The organism is Microbacterium festucae, from assembly GCF_025421715.1.
Classification (GTDB): Bacteria; Actinomycetota; Actinomycetes; order Actinomycetales; family Microbacteriaceae; genus Microbacterium; species Microbacterium festucae.
This window is the reverse complement of sequence record NZ_JAOEFC010000002.1, coordinates 662,866-678,754: the sequence shown is the minus strand read 5'-3', so window position 1 is coordinate 678,754 and position 15,889 is coordinate 662,866. Positions and strand designations below refer to the sequence as shown.

11 protein-coding genes are annotated in these 15,889 nt (G+C 70.1%); 8 read left to right on the top strand and 3 right to left on the bottom strand.

Annotated features, from left to right (window positions below):
* Positions 1-5 precede the first annotated feature (5 nt).
* Genes gcvT through gcvP form a run of 3 tightly spaced genes read left to right on the top strand, consistent with a single transcriptional unit; the run spans position 6 to position 4,377 of the window.
* Positions 6-1,142, top strand: a complete 1,137-nt coding sequence (gcvT, locus tag N3K63_RS09340; protein WP_261579873.1) for a glycine cleavage system aminomethyltransferase GcvT — start codon at positions 6-8, stop codon at positions 1,140-1,142.
* Positions 1,139-1,522 (top strand): glycine cleavage system protein GcvH, encoded by a 384-nt coding sequence (gene gcvH / locus N3K63_RS09335; RefSeq protein ID WP_261579872.1) that lies wholly within the window; start codon positions 1,139-1,141, stop codon positions 1,520-1,522. Before gcvT ends, gcvH begins: the two co-directional genes overlap by 4 nt.
* The gene (gene gcvP / locus N3K63_RS09330) at positions 1,519-4,377 is read left to right on the top strand and encodes an aminomethyl-transferring glycine dehydrogenase (protein ID WP_261579871.1); all 2,859 of its coding nucleotides are present in this window, start codon (positions 1,519-1,521) and stop codon (positions 4,375-4,377) included. The genes gcvH and gcvP overlap by 4 nt, the downstream gene beginning before the upstream one ends.
* A 79-nt stretch (positions 4,378-4,456) precedes the next feature.
* Here gcvP and N3K63_RS09325 read toward each other — a convergent pair whose 3' ends face one another.
* Both N3K63_RS09325 and N3K63_RS09320 read right to left on the bottom strand, forming a co-directional pair.
* Complete coding sequence (locus N3K63_RS09325; RefSeq protein WP_261579870.1) at positions 4,457-5,500, bottom strand: type IV toxin-antitoxin system AbiEi family antitoxin domain-containing protein; 1,044 nt, start codon at positions 5,498-5,500, stop codon at positions 4,457-4,459.
* Positions 5,501-5,661: 161 nt separating this feature from the next.
* Positions 5,662-6,450, bottom strand: a complete 789-nt coding sequence (locus N3K63_RS09320) for a CPBP family intramembrane glutamic endopeptidase (RefSeq protein WP_261579869.1) — start codon at positions 6,448-6,450, stop codon at positions 5,662-5,664.
* Positions 6,451-6,612: 162 nt separating this feature from the next.
* Here N3K63_RS09320 and N3K63_RS09315 point away from each other — a divergent pair, with 162 nt between their 5' ends.
* From N3K63_RS09315 to N3K63_RS09305, 3 genes are all read left to right on the top strand, one after another.
* Positions 6,613-8,442, top strand: coding sequence for an ABC transporter family substrate-binding protein (locus tag N3K63_RS09315; protein WP_261579868.1), 1,830 nt, complete (start codon positions 6,613-6,615; stop codon positions 8,440-8,442).
* Positions 8,443-8,620: 178 nt separating this feature from the next.
* Positions 8,621-10,138, top strand: a complete 1,518-nt coding sequence (locus N3K63_RS09310) for an ABC transporter permease (protein ID WP_261579867.1) — start codon at positions 8,621-8,623, stop codon at positions 10,136-10,138.
* Between the two features lies 1 nt (position 10,139).
* Positions 10,140-11,321, top strand: a complete 1,182-nt coding sequence (locus N3K63_RS09305; protein ID WP_261579866.1) for an ABC transporter permease — start codon at positions 10,140-10,142, stop codon at positions 11,319-11,321.
* A 21-nt stretch (positions 11,322-11,342) separates the two neighbouring features.
* Here N3K63_RS09305 and N3K63_RS09300 read toward each other — a convergent pair whose 3' ends face one another.
* Positions 11,343-11,966 (bottom strand): PH domain-containing protein, encoded by a 624-nt coding sequence (locus tag N3K63_RS09300; RefSeq protein WP_261579865.1) that lies wholly within the window; start codon positions 11,964-11,966, stop codon positions 11,343-11,345.
* Positions 11,967-11,998: 32 nt separating this feature from the next.
* On the opposite strand from N3K63_RS09300, the gene N3K63_RS09295 reads away from it, so the two are divergent.
* Complete coding sequence (locus N3K63_RS09295; protein WP_261579864.1) at positions 11,999-13,780, top strand: dipeptide ABC transporter ATP-binding protein; 1,782 nt, start codon at positions 11,999-12,001, stop codon at positions 13,778-13,780.
* Positions 13,781-13,914: 134 nt separating this feature from the next.
* On the top strand, positions 13,915-15,825 hold the full coding sequence (typA, locus tag N3K63_RS09290) for a translational GTPase TypA (RefSeq protein ID WP_261579863.1): 1,911 nt from the start codon (positions 13,915-13,917) through the stop codon (positions 15,823-15,825).
* Positions 15,826-15,889: the final 64 nt, after the last annotated feature.

Genomic DNA, 15,889 nt, shown 5'->3' with positions numbered 1-15,889 from the left:
TCCGCATGAGCGAGACAGAGAACACCGGCGCGGCCCCGCGTCAGAGCCCCCTGCACCCGCAGCACGAGGCCCTCGGCGCCTCGTTCACCGACTTCGGCGGCTGGCTCATGCCGGTGCGCTACACCTCCGACCTCGCCGAGCACCACGCGGTGCGCGGCGCCGCCGGCCTGTTCGACATCTCGCACATGGCCGAGTTCACCGTCGACGGCGCCGGGGCCGGCGCCTTCCTCGACGTCGCCCTCGCCGGCCGGCTGTCGGCTCTGCCGGTGGGCAAGGCGAAGTACTCGCTGCTGCTGTCGACCGACGGCGGCATCGTCGACGACGTCATCGTCTACCGGCTCGCCGAGCACAGCTACCTCGTCATCTCGAACGCGGGCGGGCGTGCGGCCGTGGCGGCTGCCTTCGCCGAGCGCGCCGCCGCGCACGACGCCCGGGTGGTCGACGTCACCGACGACTACGCGCTGATCGCCGTGCAGGGCCCCGCCGCGCAGGCGATCCTCGCCGGCATCCCCGAGATCACCGACGTGACGGTGCCGTGGGAGCAGCAGCGCTACTACGCCTGGGCCGGTGCCACCTTCGCGGGGCAGCCGCTGCTGCTGGCGCGCACCGGCTACACCGGTGAGGACGGCTTCGAGCTGCTCGTCCCGGTGGGCCTGGCCGACGCGCTCTGGCAGAGGGTGCTCGCCGCGGGGGCGCCCCACGGGCTCGTCGCCGCCGGTCTCGCCGCGCGCGACACGCTGCGCCTCGAGGCCGGCATGCCCCTCTACGGGCACGAGCTGTCGCTGCAGACCACCCCCGCCCAGGCCGGCCTCGGCCGCGTCGTCGTCGCCGACAAGCCCGACTTCGTCGGCAAGGCGGCGCTGGCCGCCGCCCCCGCCGAGGCCCGCGTGCTCGTCGCCCTCGCCGGCGCCGGCAAGCGCGCCGCCCGCGCCGGCTATGCCGTGCACGCCACCGCCGACGACGACCACGCGATCGGCGAGGTCACCAGCGGCGCCCTCAGCCCCACCCTCGGCCACCCCATCGCCATGGCCTACGTCGACCCCGCCCACGCGGCATCCGGCGGGGAGCTGTTCGTCGATGTGCGGGGCACCAGACTTCCCGTGACCGTGACCACCCTGCCCTTTTACCGGAGGACGACATGACCGATCTCACCAGCCTCAAGTACACCGCCGAGCACGAGTGGGTCGCCCTCGACGGCGACATCGCCACGGTCGGCATCACCGACTACGCCGCCGACAAGCTCGGCGACATCGTCTATGTCGACCTCCCCGCCGCGGGCACGGCGACCACCGCCGGCGCGGTCTGCGGTGAGATCGAGTCGACCAAGTCGGTCGGCGAACTGTTCGCGCCGCTGGACGGCGAGGTCGTCGAGACCAACGCCGACGCCGACGCCGACCCCGCCGTGGTCAACTCCGATCCGTTCGGCGCCGGCTGGCTGCTGAAAATCCGCGTCGACCCCGCCGACGTCGAGGCCCTGCTCGACCGCGCCGCCTACGAGGCGCTCACCGGAAGCGACGCATGACCGGCGCATTCACCACCCGCCACATCGGCACCGACGAGGCCGCCCAGCGGCGCATGCTCGACGCACTCGGCCACGACAGCGTCGACGCGCTCGTCGGGGGCGCCGTGCCGGCATCCATCCACGTGCGCGAGAGCACCGCATCCGTGCTGCCGCCGGCGGCCACCGAGGCCGAGACGCTGGCCGAGCTGCGCGGCATCGCGGCGCTCAACCGCCCGGCCCGCGCCATGATCGGCCTCGGCTACTACGACACGCTCACCCCGTCGGTGATCCAGCGCAACGTGCTCGAGAACCCGTCGTGGTACACCGCGTACACGCCCTACCAGCCCGAGATCTCGCAGGGCCGGCTCGAGGCGCTCATCAACTTCCAGACGATGGTCACCGACCTCACCGGGCTCGCGACGGCCAACGCCTCGATGCTCGACGAGTCCACGGCGGTCGTCGAGGGGATGCTGGTCGCACGGCGGGCCTCCAGGTCGCGCTCGGCCGTGTTCCTCGTCGACGCCGACGCGTTCCCGCAGACCAAGGCGCTGCTCGCGCACCGGGCCGCGGCGCTGGGCATCGAGCTCGTCGAGACCGACCTCGCCGGCGGCGCCGAGGTGCCCGCCGACGTGTTCGGCGCGTTCGTGCAGTACCCGGGCGCGACGGGCCGCATCTGGGACCCGTCGGCGGTCATCGCCGCGGTGCAGGCGCAGGGCGGCCTGGTGGTCGTCGCCGCCGACCTGCTGGCCCTCACCCACCTGCGCTCGCCCGGCTCGCTCGGGGCCGACATCGCGGTGGGCACCACACAGCGCTTCGGCGTGCCGCTGGGCTTCGGCGGTCCGCACGCCGGCTACATGGCAGTGCGCAGCGGACTCGAGCGGCAGCTGCCGGGGCGCCTGGTGGGCGTGTCGCAGGATGCCGCCGGCCGGCCCGCCTACCGCCTTTCGCTGCAGACGCGCGAGCAGCACATCCGCCGCGAGAAGGCCACCTCGAACATCTGCACTGCGCAGGTGCTGCTGGCCGTCATGGCCTCGATGTACGCCGTCTACCACGGCCCCGACGGGCTCACCGCGATCGCCGCGGAGGTCGCCGGCAAGGCGGCGCTGCTGCGCGACTGGATCGTCGCCGCCGACGGCGAGGTGCTGCACGACGCGTTCTTCGACACGATCGTCGTGCGCACGCCCGGCCGGGCAGAGGCGGTCATCGCCGTGGCGCGCGAGCGCGGGTTCCAGCTGTGGTTCCGCGACAACGACTCGGTGGGTGTCTCGGTCGACGAGACCACGACGATCGCCGAGCTCCACGCCCTCGCGCAGGTGTTCGGCGGGGCCCCGCAGCGGGTGTTCGGCTTCGCCGAGGGCCTCTCGGCGGTGCCGGCGGTGCTGCGCCGCGAAGACGAGTTCCTCACGCATCCGGTGTTCAACACACACCGGTCCGAGACGGCGATGATGCGCTACCTCAAGCAGCTCGCCGACCGCGACTACGCGCTGGACCGCGGCATGATCCCGCTCGGCTCGTGCACGATGAAGCTCAACGCCGCCACCGAGATGGCCGCGGTGTCGTGGCCCGAGTTCTCGCGGGTGCACCCGTTCGCGCCGGCAGACGACGTCGCCGGCTACCTCGTGATGATCGAGCAGCTGGAGTCGTGGCTGGCCGAGGTCACCGGGTACGACGCGGTCTCGCTGCAGCCCAACGCCGGCTCGCAGGGCGAGCTCGCCGGGCTCCTCGCCATCCGCGGCTACCACCACTCCCGCGGCGACCTGCACCGCGAGGTGTGCCTCATCCCGTCGTCGGCGCACGGCACCAACGCGGCATCCGCGGTGCTGGCGGGGATGAAGGTCGTCGTCGTCGCGTGCGACGAGGCCGGCAACGTCGACCTCGACGACCTGCGAGCCAAGATCGCCGCCCACGCCGACGCGCTGTCGGCGCTGATGATCACCTACCCGTCCACCCACGGCGTCTACGAGCACGATGTGCTCGAGATCACCGAGGCCGTGCACGAGGCCGGCGGCCAGGTGTACGTCGACGGGGCGAACCTCAACGCCCTGCTCGGCTACGCCCGCTTCGGCGACCTCGGCGGCGACGTGTCGCACCTCAACCTGCACAAGACCTTCGCCATCCCGCACGGCGGCGGCGGCCCGGGCGTGGGGCCGGTGGCGGCCAAGGCGCACCTGGCGCCCTTCCTGCCCTCGCATCCGCTCGCCCAGCGGGCCGAGCACGCGGGCGGCTTCACCTTCGACGGCGGCCCGATCTCCGCCGCGCCCTACGGCTCGGCATCCATCCTGCCCATCTCGTGGGCGTACGTGCGCATGATGGGCGCCGAGGGGCTGCGCCAGGCCACCGGCGCGGCGGTGCTGGCGGCCAACTACATCGCGGTGCGCCTGCGCGAGCACTACCCGGTGCTGTACGCGGGGGAGGGCGGGCTCGTCGCGCACGAGTGCATCCTCGACCTGCGGCCGCTGAAGGATGCCACGGGCATCACCGTCGACGATGTCGCCAAGCGCCTCATCGACTACGGGTTCCACGCGCCCACGATGTCGTTCCCAGTGGCCGGCACCCTCATGGTCGAGCCCACCGAGTCGGAGGACATCGGCGAGATCGAGCGGTTCATCGACGCGATGGTCGCCATCCGCGCCGAGGCCGACGCCGTCGCGGCGGGGGAGTGGTCGGCATCCGACAACCCCCTCGTGGCCGCCCCGCACACCGCCGAGGCCGTCATCGTCGGCGAGTGGACCCACGCCTACAGCCGTGAGCGCGCCGTCTACCCCGTCGGATCGCTCGTGCGCACGAAGTACTGGCCCCCCGTGCGCCGCATCGACAACGCCTACGGCGACCGCAACCTGGTCTGCGCCTGCCCGCCCCCCGAGGCGTTCGCCTAGCCCCCGCGCGTCGCCCCGGGCCCCCGGCCGCGGGCCGCCCCGGCCGCGAGAGAACACCTCACCGCCGAGGGAACGGTGCTCACCCGTTCCCTCGGCGCCCCGATGTTCTCTCGCCGGCCGGGCGCCCGACGGCGCGGGTGGGGGTCAGCTCGCGGTCGTAGGGGGTCAGCAGGTGCATCAGCGAGAGCAGCGGGGCGTGGTCGGTGGAGCGCACCTGGGGCAGGCCGTGGCCGAGCAGCAGGTCGCGCAGCGGCCATACGCGGGCGACCTCGATCCAGCCCCAGTGCGCCACCGCGCGTGCCTCGCCGCGCAGCAGCCGCCGGTCGCGCTCCCGCCGGGCGCTCAGCAGCTGCGCGGGGTCGCCGAACCGGCCGTCGTACTTGAACTCGCCGTCGGGCTCGCCGACCAGGCCGATGTCACCCCACCAGAAGTCGCCGCGGTCGAGCTCTCCGGCATCCGACACGAACGCGCGCTGCGTGTCGGGGGCAGGGCAACCCAGCCACTCCATGACCGCGGCGCTCACCGACTCCAGCACGCTCTCGCGCGCACCGTCGGCGCGCAGCAGCGACCACCGTGCGGTGTTGCGCCCTCGGCTGCTGACGCGACGCTCGTTGTCTGCCCGCAGTTCAGCGGGCGTGAGGGTGATGTCGCGCCGCAGCGCAGCATCCGCTGTCGCCAGCCCCACGGCCGGGTGGCGATGGCGGGCGATCGTCACCGCGGTCACGCCGGGAGTGGTGAGCACGAGTCCGCCCGCGCTGGTGACGTCGGGCAGCCGTGAGGTGCGGTGCGAGCGGATGCCGGCGCTCTGTCGCGCCGCATCCGCCGGCGACACGAGCACATGCACGGTGCGCGGGTCGCCGATGATCGGGAGCCCGAGCAGCGCCGCCGCCGATTCGTGGCAGAACACCGCGTCGGGCCGCAGTCGCGCGACGGCGTGCACGCGGGCGAGGTACCTCTCCCAGGGGCGCAGGCGCAGCCGCGCGGATGCCGGGGCGTAGACGCCCGGCCTCACGCGCACGAGCTCCCCGCGATCCAGCGCCCGCTCCGGGTGCGCGACGTCGCCGCTGCGCAGAAGCGCGACGGGCGAGGGCTCGATCGTCAGGACCGGTGCGAGTGTCAGCATCCGCACAGCCTGCCCGCGCCCGCCGCCCCGCATCCGCCCGCACCCCCCGATCCGTGGACACCACGCCGTCCCCGCCCCCTGTGGAGGAAGCCCCGCCCACGCGCGCCCCCGGCCGCGCCCAGGCCCCGACCGAGCCCAGACCGCGCCCCGACCCGCGGGGGTCAGGCGAAGACGGCGGGCCACCAGGCGGCGGCGAGGGGGTAGCCGATGAAGGCGACGATGTCGATGACGACGTGGGCGACGACCAGGGGCATGACGCGGCCCCAGCGGTGGTAGACCCAGCCGAACACGACGCCCATCGCGATGTTGCCGACGATCGCGCCGAAGCCCTGGTAGGCGTGGTAGGCCCCGCGCAGGGCGGCGGTGGCGAGGATGATCGTCCACACCCCCCAGCCCAGGCGCCGCAGGCGGTCGAAGAGGTACCCGATGAAGATGACCTCTTCGGTCAGGCCCGCCCGCAGCGCGGCGAACACCAGCAGGGGGATCGTCCACCACGAGGCATCCAGCGGCGACGCATCCACCTGCACGGTGATGCCGAGGGCGCGGCCGGCGGCATAGAGGGCCAGGCCGGGCACGCCGATCGCGACGACGAGCAGGATGCCGGCGCCGAGATCGCGCCCGAACATGCGGAAGTCCAGTCCGATGCGCCGGAACGCCGACACGCCCGGCTCCCACAGCAGCCAGATCACCAGGGCCACCGGGGCCAGCCCGAACGCGATCCCCAGGAACTGGTTGAGCACGTCCCAGAACTGCGCGGCCGAGGCGCCCGGGTTCAGCGAGGTGGACTGATCGCCGAGGGCCACATCGCGCGTCAGCGCCTGCACGAGGGAGAGCACCGAGTACAGCGCCGAGCGCCCGACCGACAGCGCCAGCACGATCGCCACCTCCCACCACAACCGCGCACGGGAGGGATGCCAGCTGAGCGTTTTCGCGGTCTGAGTGACGGTCACGTTGTCAGATTGTCACAGCCATGTTGCGTTCAGTAAAGGATCTGTAACGGTTTGGCAACCTGGCATTGGTGGCGCCGCAGGCGTGCTTAGTGTGTTCCCATCCGCGCCCCGTCGGCCTCCATCGACGCGTGCGCACAACCTTGCACAGGAGGAACAGTGAGAATGAAGCGCATCTCGACTGCGGTGGCTATCGCCGCAGTCGGCGCACTGGCCATCTCGGGCTGCGCCGCCGGCGGCGACAACGACGGCGACTCCGGTCTCGTCGAGGGTTCGTCGATCACGGCAGCGTGGAACCAGGCGTTCTACTCGATGAACGGCAACACGTCGTTCGGCAACGCCACCGCCAACAACAACATCAACTACTTGGTGCTGGACGGCTTCAACTACTACGACAACACCCCGGCCCTGGTGAAGAACACCTCGTTCGGCTCGTACGAGGTCGTCGAAGAGGACCCGCTCACCGTCAAGTACACGATCGCCGATGGCGTGAAGTGGTCCGACGGCACCGACGTCGACGCCGCCGACCTCCTCCTGAACTGGGCCGCCCTGTCGCGTTCGCTGGACACCCCGGACTTCGACCCGGCCGACTTCACCGACCCCGAGACCGGTGAGTTCACCGACGCGTTCCCGACCGACGTCGTCTACTTCGACTCCGGCGCCACCCCGACCTCGGGCCTCGGCCTCGTGTCGGAGACCCCGGTCGTCGGCGACGACAACAAGTCGATCACCATGAAGTACGACGCGCAGTACGTCGACTGGGAGCTCGCCTTCGCCTCGCCGCTGCCCGCCCACATCATCGCGGAGAAGTCGCTCGGCATCGACGACGCGGCCGAGGCCAAGACGGCCGTTCTCGACGCGATCGAGAACGAGGATGCCGCGAGCCTCGCGAAGCTCTCGTCGTTCTGGAACTCGGGCTTCAACTTCACCGAGATGCCGTCGGACACCGACCTCGTCACCGCGAGCGGCCCGTACATCATCACGGACTACGTCGCCGACCAGTTCGTGACGCTGAAGGCCAACCCCGAGTACAAGGGTGAGAACTCGCCCAACATCGAGGAGATCACGATCCGCTTCATCCCCGACCCGCTCGCAGCGGTTCAGGCGCTGGAGAACGGCGAGGTCGACATCATCCAGCCGCAGGCCACGGCCGACATCGTGACCGCCCTCGACGCCATCGACGGCATCACCGTCAACCAGGGCGTCGGCGGCACCTACGAGCACCTCGACCTGCAGTTCGACCAGGGCAAGAACCCGGAGAACATCTTCTCGAACCCCAAGGCTCGCGAGGCCTTCCTCAAGACGGTTCCCCGTCAGGAGATCCTCGACAAGCTGATCAAGCCGATCGCCGGTGAGGACGCGCTGCTGCGCAGCTCGCAGATCTTCGTGCCCGGTGCCGAGGGCTACGACGACTCCGTCGCCGCCAACGGCTCGGAGGCCTTCGCCGAGGTCGACATCGAGGGCGCCAAGACGCTCCTCGCCGAGTCGGGCGTCACCAACACCGACGTCTGCATCCTGTACGCATCGAACAACCCGCGTCGTGTCAACGAGTTCGCGCTCATCCAGCAGTCGGCGAGCCTCGCCGGCTTCAACGTCACCGACTGCGGCTCGACCGAGTGGGGCGGCCTGCTGGGCACCCCCGGCGCCTACGACGCGTCGCTGTTCGGCTGGCAGTCCACGAGCCTGGGCGTGACGAACTCGCTGCCCACGTTCGAGACCGGTGGCATCAACAACATGAACTTCTACACCAGCGAAGCCGTGGACGCCGCGGTCTCCTCGCTGCAGACGGAGTTCGATGCCGACAAGCAGATCACCCTGCAGCAGGACCTCGACAAGGCCCTGTGGGATGACTTCTACGGTGTCACCATCTTCCAGTTCCCCGAGGTCACCGCGTTCAGCGACCGCGTGACCAACATCGACCCGTCGATCCTCGCTCCGACGATCTTCTGGAACGCCTGGGACTGGGAGGTCACTGACGGCGGTACCGCCGAGTAAGCGCAAGACGGTGTGATGCCGGTATGACACGGCATCGAACCTAAGTGGGGTGCAGGTCCCCTCCGGGGCCTGCACCTCACTGCGTTAGACTTTCTCGTCGCAGTGCGGTCCGAGGCCGGCGAACCCGATGCCGGCCTCGTTTCCTGCGCCGAATCATCGATTGGCAGGGCGCCACAACATGGCTTCATTCATCATCCGGCGATTGATCGCGTCGATCTTCGTGCTCTTCGCCGCGACATTCCTGATGTATCTGCTCGTGTCCTACTCGGGAGACCCCCTCGAGGACCTGCGGCAGAGCAACGCTCCGAACAAGGCCGAGCTCATGGAAGCGCGGTCGAAACTCCTCAACCTCGACGTGGCACCGCCGCTGCGCTACTTCCTGTGGCTCGGCGGACTGTTCCGCGGCGACTTCGGCATCAGCATCCAGAACCAGTCGGTCAACGCGCTGCTGGGCAATGCGATCACGTCGACGCTGACGCTGGTCACCACTGCCACCGTGGTCGCGATCGTGCTCGGCATCACCGTCGGCATCGTGTCGGCGCTGCGCCAGTACACCGGCTTCGACTACGGCGTGACGCTGATGTCGTTCCTGTTCTTCTCGCTGCCGATCTTCTGGGTCGCGGTGCTGCTCAAGCAGTACGGCGCCATCCAGATGAACAACTGGCTGGCGAACCCGGTGATCTCGATACCGGTCATCATCGGCCTGTCGCTGCTGGCGGGCCTGATCTGGATGTCGCTGCTCGGCGGCCACTGGCGCCGGCGTCTCATCGTGTTCGGCACCGCCGCCGTGGCCACCGGCCTCGTGGCGACCGCGCTGTCGGTCACCCGCTGGTTCGCCGACCCGACGATCGGCATCGTGGTCTTCGCCTTCCTCGCCGTGGGCATCGCCTTCGGCGTGACGGCGATCTCGGTGGGCCTGCGCAACCGCAAGGCGCTCTACGCCTCGCTCATCGTCGCGGCGATCGGCATCGCGCTGTACTTCCCGATGATGAACTTCCTCCTCAACGGGATGACGCTGCCGATCTTCCTGCTGTACGCGGCCATCGCGCTGGTCGTCAGCGGCGTGATCGGCTGGTTCCTCGGCAAGCCCGACCGGGGCCCCGTGGTGCGCACCACGATGATCGTGGGACTGCTCGTCGGCGGGCTCATCGCCCTCGACAAGTACATGTCGTACTGGGCGGCGTACTCGGCCTCCTCGCGCGTGCGCGGCCGGCCGATCGCCACCGTCGGCGCCTCGACCCCGGGCCTGGGCGGCAACTTCTGGGTGCAGGGCATCGACCTGTTCACCCACCTGCTGCTGCCGACGATCGCGATCATCCTCATCTCGTTCGCCAGCTACACGCGCTACTCGCGTGCGAGCCTGCTCGAGGTGATGAACCAGGACTACATCCGCACCGCGCGCGCCAAGGGCCTCACCCAGCGCACGGTCGTGGTCCGTCACGCGTTCCGCAACGCCCTCATCCCCATCACGACGATCATCGCCTTCGACATCGGCGCGCTGATCGGCGGGGCGGTGATCACCGAGAAGGTCTTCGGCTGGACGGGCATGGGAAGCCTGTTCGTCAACGCCCTCGGCGCGCACGACCCGAACCCCGTCATGGCGTTCTTCGTCGTGACCGGAACGCTCGCCGTCGTCTTCAACCTGATCGCGGACCTCGTCTACGCGGCCCTCGACCCGAGAATCAAGGTGGGCTGACATGAGCACCACGTCCAACGAACCCGCATCGACCGAACAGGCCGCCAAGGCCGAGATCACGATCGAGCAGAAGGAGACCGAAGGTCTCAGTCAGGGTCAGATCGTCCGTCGCCGGTTCTTCCGGCACCGTGCCGCGCTCATCTCGATGTTCGTGCTCGCGTTCATCGTCGTGCTGGCCTTCACCTCGGTGGGTGTCGACCTGTGGAACATCCGCATCCCCGGCTGGTGGAAGTACGACTGGAACCAGATCCCCGCCAAGCTCAACAACGGCGAGCCCACGCTGAGCCTGTTCCCGCCGGCCTTCGGCGAGCACCCGTTCGGCCAGGACGAGGTCGGCCGTGACATCTTCGCGGTCGTCATGCGCGGTGCGCAGCAGTCGATCATGGTGATGGTCATCGCCGGTGTGGTGGCCACCGTCATCGGCGTGGTCGTCGGCGCCATCGCCGGCTTCTACGGCAAGATCACCGACGCGGTGCTGATGCGCTTCACCGACATCATCATCACGATCCCGCTGATCGTGATCGGCTCGGTGCTCGGCAACACGTTCGGCAGCCTCGGCGCCGCGGTGCTCGGCGTCGTGATCGGTGTCTTCGCGTGGACGACGCTGGCCCGCCTCGTGCGCGGCGAGTTCCTGTCGCTGCGCGAGCGGGAGTTCGTGGATGCCGCGCGCGTCTCGGGCGCCCGCGACCGCCGCATCATCTTCCGGCACATCCTGCCCAACGCCGTCGGTGTCATCGTCGTCAACGCGACGCTGCTCATGGCCGGGGCGATCCTGCTCGAGTCGGCGCTGAGCTTCCTCGGCTTCGGCGTGCAAAACCCCGACACCTCGCTCGGAAAGATCATCTCCGAGAACCAGGCGGCCTTCGCGACGCGTCCGTGGCTGTTCTGGTGGCCGGGTGTGTTCATCATCGCCATCGCGCTGTGCGTCAACTTCATCGGCGACGGTCTGCGCGACGCGTTCGACCCGCGCCAGAAGAAGATGCCCAGCGAGCGCGCGATGGCCCGCGCCGGCCGCGCCGCCGGTCCGGTGGCCCCCGTCGTCGACACGACCCCCTCCACCGACGCGCCGTCGGTGACGGTGGCCGGCGAGGCGATCTACACCGGCGACGTCGTGAACTATCACGACCCGCGGCCGGAGGAGCCGGGCGACACCCAGCACAAGCCGCTCGACCCCGAGCGGTAAGGAACCGGATCCGTGATGCTGCTAGACCAGCAGGCCGATCGCCGTCGCCGCGCCCAGCGCGAGGACGGCGGCGATCGTGCCGCGGTGCCAGCGGACGGTGGAGGCCTCCGGGTCGATGCCGCTCGCGAAGGCGCCGGTGTCACGCAGGCGCTCCCAGCGGCCGCGCACCAGCTGCGCGAGGTTGCCGATGGGCGTCGACGTGGCATCCGTCAGGCGCACCTCTCCGTGGCGGCCGCGCGCCGACTCGCCGATGCCGTCGAAATCCTTGGGCGAGAGCCCCAGGGTGCGGTGGCGTCCCGACGCCGGCGCCGCCCACACGCGCACGGTCCCGCCGCGCTCGTCGGCGGTCACCGTGTGCAGGGTCAGCGCGTAGCGGGTGTCGATCGAGGTGATGTTGGGCCACGGCACGAAGTGCGTGCTCAGCGGGTTGACCACGGTGACCCCGTGCTCGGCCACCTCGAGGCCGGGGCGCCAGTACAGGGCCCACGCCAGCACCCCCACCAGCAGCAGGGGCCACACGTAGCGCAGCGCCGCGGCGGGATCGGTCACGACCGTCGCCACGGCGCCGAAGGCACACACGACCATGGTCAAGACAGCGAGCACGCGGCCGAGCACCGGCCGGTAATGGACCTCCTGGAACGACATGACTTCAAGCTTTGCAGATAGGGAAACCACTCATGACTGACACGACGGGAATCGACGCCACCACCCCGGCGTCCCACGAGTCGCTGCCCGAGACGATCCTCGAGGTGGGCAACCTCGGCGTCGAGTTCTGGGTCGACGGCCAGTTCTACCCGGCCGCCATCGACATGAACTACCAGGTGCGCCGCGGCGAGGTGCTCGCCATCGTGGGCGAGTCGGGCTCGGGCAAGAGCACGAGCTCGATGGCGCTGCTGGGGCTGCTGCCCGAGAACGCCCGCGTCACCGGCTCGATCAAGATGCTCGGCCGCGAGCTGCGCGGCGTCGACGACGCGACCCTGCGGTCGCTGCGCGGCAACGACATCGCCGTGATCTTCCAGGAGCCGATGACGGCGCTGAACCCGGTGTACACGATCGGGTTCCAGATCATGGAGGCGCTGCGCTCCCACGACCGCTCGCTCGCGCCCTCGGACGCCAAGGACCGCGCCGTGGACCTTCTGCGCATGGTCGAGATGCCCAACCCCGAGCAGTCGTTCCACAAGTACCCGCACCAGCTGTCGGGTGGTCAGCGCCAGCGCGCCATGATCGCCCAGTCGATCTCGTGCGACCCGCTGCTGCTCATCGCCGACGAGCCCACCACGGCCCTGGACGTGACGGTGCAGGCCGAGGTGCTCGATCTGCTGCGCAACCTGCACAAGCGCCTCGACTCGGCCATCATCCTCATCACCCACGACATGGGCGTGGTCGCCGACCTCGCCGACCGCATCATGGTGATGAAGAACGGCCTCGTGGTGGAGTCGGGCGCGGTGGAGCAGATCTTCTCCGCACCGAAGCACCCCTACACCCAGCAGCTGCTGGCCGCCGTGCCGCACCTGGGCCTGGGCGTCATCGAGGAGCCGACCGCGTTCGAGGAGCAGCAGGCCTCGTCGCTGGCCGCCGTGCGCGAGCGCGCGTCGGAGGTCGTCGTCACCGAGACCCGCACGCCCGTCCTCAGCTTCCAGGACGTCGCGATCGAGTACCCCAAGCGCGGGCGCATCCCCGCCTTCCGTGCCGCCGAGCACATCGACCTCGACATCTACCCCGGCGAGATCGTGGGACTGGTGGGGGAGTCGGGCTCGGGCAAGACCACGCTCGGCCGTGCCGCGATCGGGCTGCTGCCCATCGCCGAGGGCAAGCTGCTCACCGTCGGCACCGACATCTCCGCGCCCTCGCGCAAGGAGCTGTTCGCGATCCGTCGCAAGACCGGCATCGTCTTCCAGGACCCGGCGTCGTCGCTGAACCCCCGCATGCCCATCGGCCAGTCGATCGGCGAGCCGATCCTGCTGGCCGGTGTGGCCAGCGGCAAAGACCTTGACAAGCGCGTCGAAGAGCTGCTCAGCCAGGTGGAGCTGCCCGCCTCGTACCGCAACCGCTTCCCGCACGAGCTCTCGGGCGGTCAGCGTCAGCGCGTCGGCATCGCCCGTGCGCTGGCCCTGGCCCCCGAGCTGCTGGTGGCCGACGAGCCGACCTCGGCGCTGGACGTCTCGGTGCAGGCCCGCTTCCTCGACCTGCTGCAGGAGCTGCAGCAGGAGCTGCAGTTCGCGTGCCTGTTCATCAGCCACGACCTGGCCGTCGTCGACATCCTCGCCCACCGCATCGCGGTGATGCACCACGGCAAGCTGGTGGAGAGCGGCACGCGCGACCAGATCCTCCGCGGCGCGAAGGACCCGTACACCCAGCGCCTCATCGCCGCCGTGCCGGTGCCCGACCCGGCTGCCCAGCGCGTGCGTCGCGAGGCGCGTGCGGCGCTGCTGGCCGCCGGTCGCGACGCCGCGGTCTGAGCCGCCGCGCACCTCGTCAGGACGGATGCCGGGAGCCCCGGCATCCGTCCTGACGTCTGCGCTCAGCAAGGGCTTGTAGAATGGGGTGCCCCCGAATCCGGGTGGCGCCCCAATCTGCACTCTGAGGACCCTTCATGGCGCACGCCCTTCGTCCGGATCTCCGCAACGTCGCTATCGTCGCGCACGTCGACCACGGCAAGACGACGCTGGTGGACGCCATGCTCCGTCAGACCGGCTCGTTCGGCGAGCACGCGCACGTCGAAGAGCGTGCGATGGACTCGAACGACCTCGAGCGCGAGAAGGGCATCACGATCCTCGCCAAGAACACGGCGATCACCTACAACGGTGAGCACACCGAGGTTCCGGTGACGATCAACGTGATCGACACCCCCGGCCACGCCGACTTCGGTGGCGAGGTCGAGCGCGGTCTGTCGATGGTCGACGGCGTCGTGCTGCTCGTGGACGCGTCGGAGGGCCCCCTCCCGCAGACCCGCTTCGTGCTGCGCAAGGCGCTCGAGGCCAAGCTGCCCGTCATCCTGCTGGTGAACAAGACCGACCGCCCCGACGCGCGCATCGCCGAGGTCGAGGAAGAGGCCCACGACCTGCTGCTGGGCCTGGCATCCGACCTGCAGGACGACGTGCCCGACCTCGACGTCGACGCCCTGCTCGACGTTCCGGTCGTCTACGCCTCGGGCCGCGCCGGCGCCGCCTCGCGCAACCGCCCCGCCAACGGCGAACTGCCCGACAACGAAGACCTCGAGCCGCTGTTCGAGGCGATCCTCGAGCACGTGCCCGCCCCGGCCTACGACGACGAGGCGCCGCTGCAGGCGTGGGTGACCAACCTCGACTCCAGCCCGTTCCTCGGCCGTCTGGCGCTGCTGCGCGTGTTCAACGGCACGCTGAAGAAGGGCCAGACCGTCGCCTGGGTGCGCTCGGACGGCACCACCAGCAACGCGCGCATCACCGAGCTGCTGAAGACCCGCGCCCTCGAGCGCTACCCGGCCGAGTCGGCCGGCCCCGGCGACATCGTCGCCATCGCCGGGTTCGAGAACATCACCATCGGCGAGACGATCGCCGACCCCGAAGACGTGCGCCCGCTTCCGGCGATCACCGTCGACGACCCCGCCATCTCGATGACGATCGGCACCAACACCTCGCCCCTGGTCGGCAAGGTGAAGGGCCACAAGCTCACCGCCCGCATGGTGAAGGACCGCCTCGACCGCGAGCTCATCGGCAACGTGTCGCTGAAGGTCGTCGACATCGGCCGCCCCGACGCGTGGGAGGTGCAGGGCCGCGGTGAGCTGGCGCTGGCCATCCTCGTCGAGAACATGCGCCGCGAGGGCTTCGAGCTGACCGTGGGCAAGCCCCAGGTGGTCACCAGGAAGATCGACGGCAAGACCCACGAGCCGTTCGAGCACCTGACCATCGACGCCCCCGAGGAGTACCTCGGCGCGATCACGCAGCTGCTGGCCGCCCGCAAGGGCCGCATGGAGAACATGACCAACCACGGCACCGGCTGGGTGCGCATGGAGTTCGTCGTGCCCTCGCGCGGCCTCATCGGCTTCCGCACCGAGTTCCTCACCACCACCCGCGGCACCGGCATCGCCAACGCGATCTCGCACGGCTACGAGCCGTGGGCCGGTCACATCTCCACCCGTCAGAACGGCTCGATCGTCGCCGACCGCTCGGGTGTGGTGACCCCCTTCGCGATCATCGCCCTGCAGGAGCGCATGTCGTTCTTCGTGCAGCCGACGCAGGAGGTCTACGAGGGCATGGTCATCGGCGAGAACTCGCGCGCCGACGACATGGACGTGAACATCACCAAGGAGAAGAAGCTCACCAACATGCGCTCTTCGACCTCGGACTCGTTCGAGTCGATGACCCCGCCGCGTCAGCTGTCGCTGGAGGAGAGCCTCGAGTTCGCCCGCGACGACGAATGCGTCGAGGTCACGCCCGAGATCGTGCGCATCCGCAAGGTGAACCTCGACGCCACCGAGCGCGCCCGCGCCACCGCGCGTCTGAAGCGCCAGGACGCCGACTCCTGACCTGACCCGCACAGACGGGGTGCCACCCGGCGGGGGGGCACCCCTTCTGTCGTCACCGCGGGCT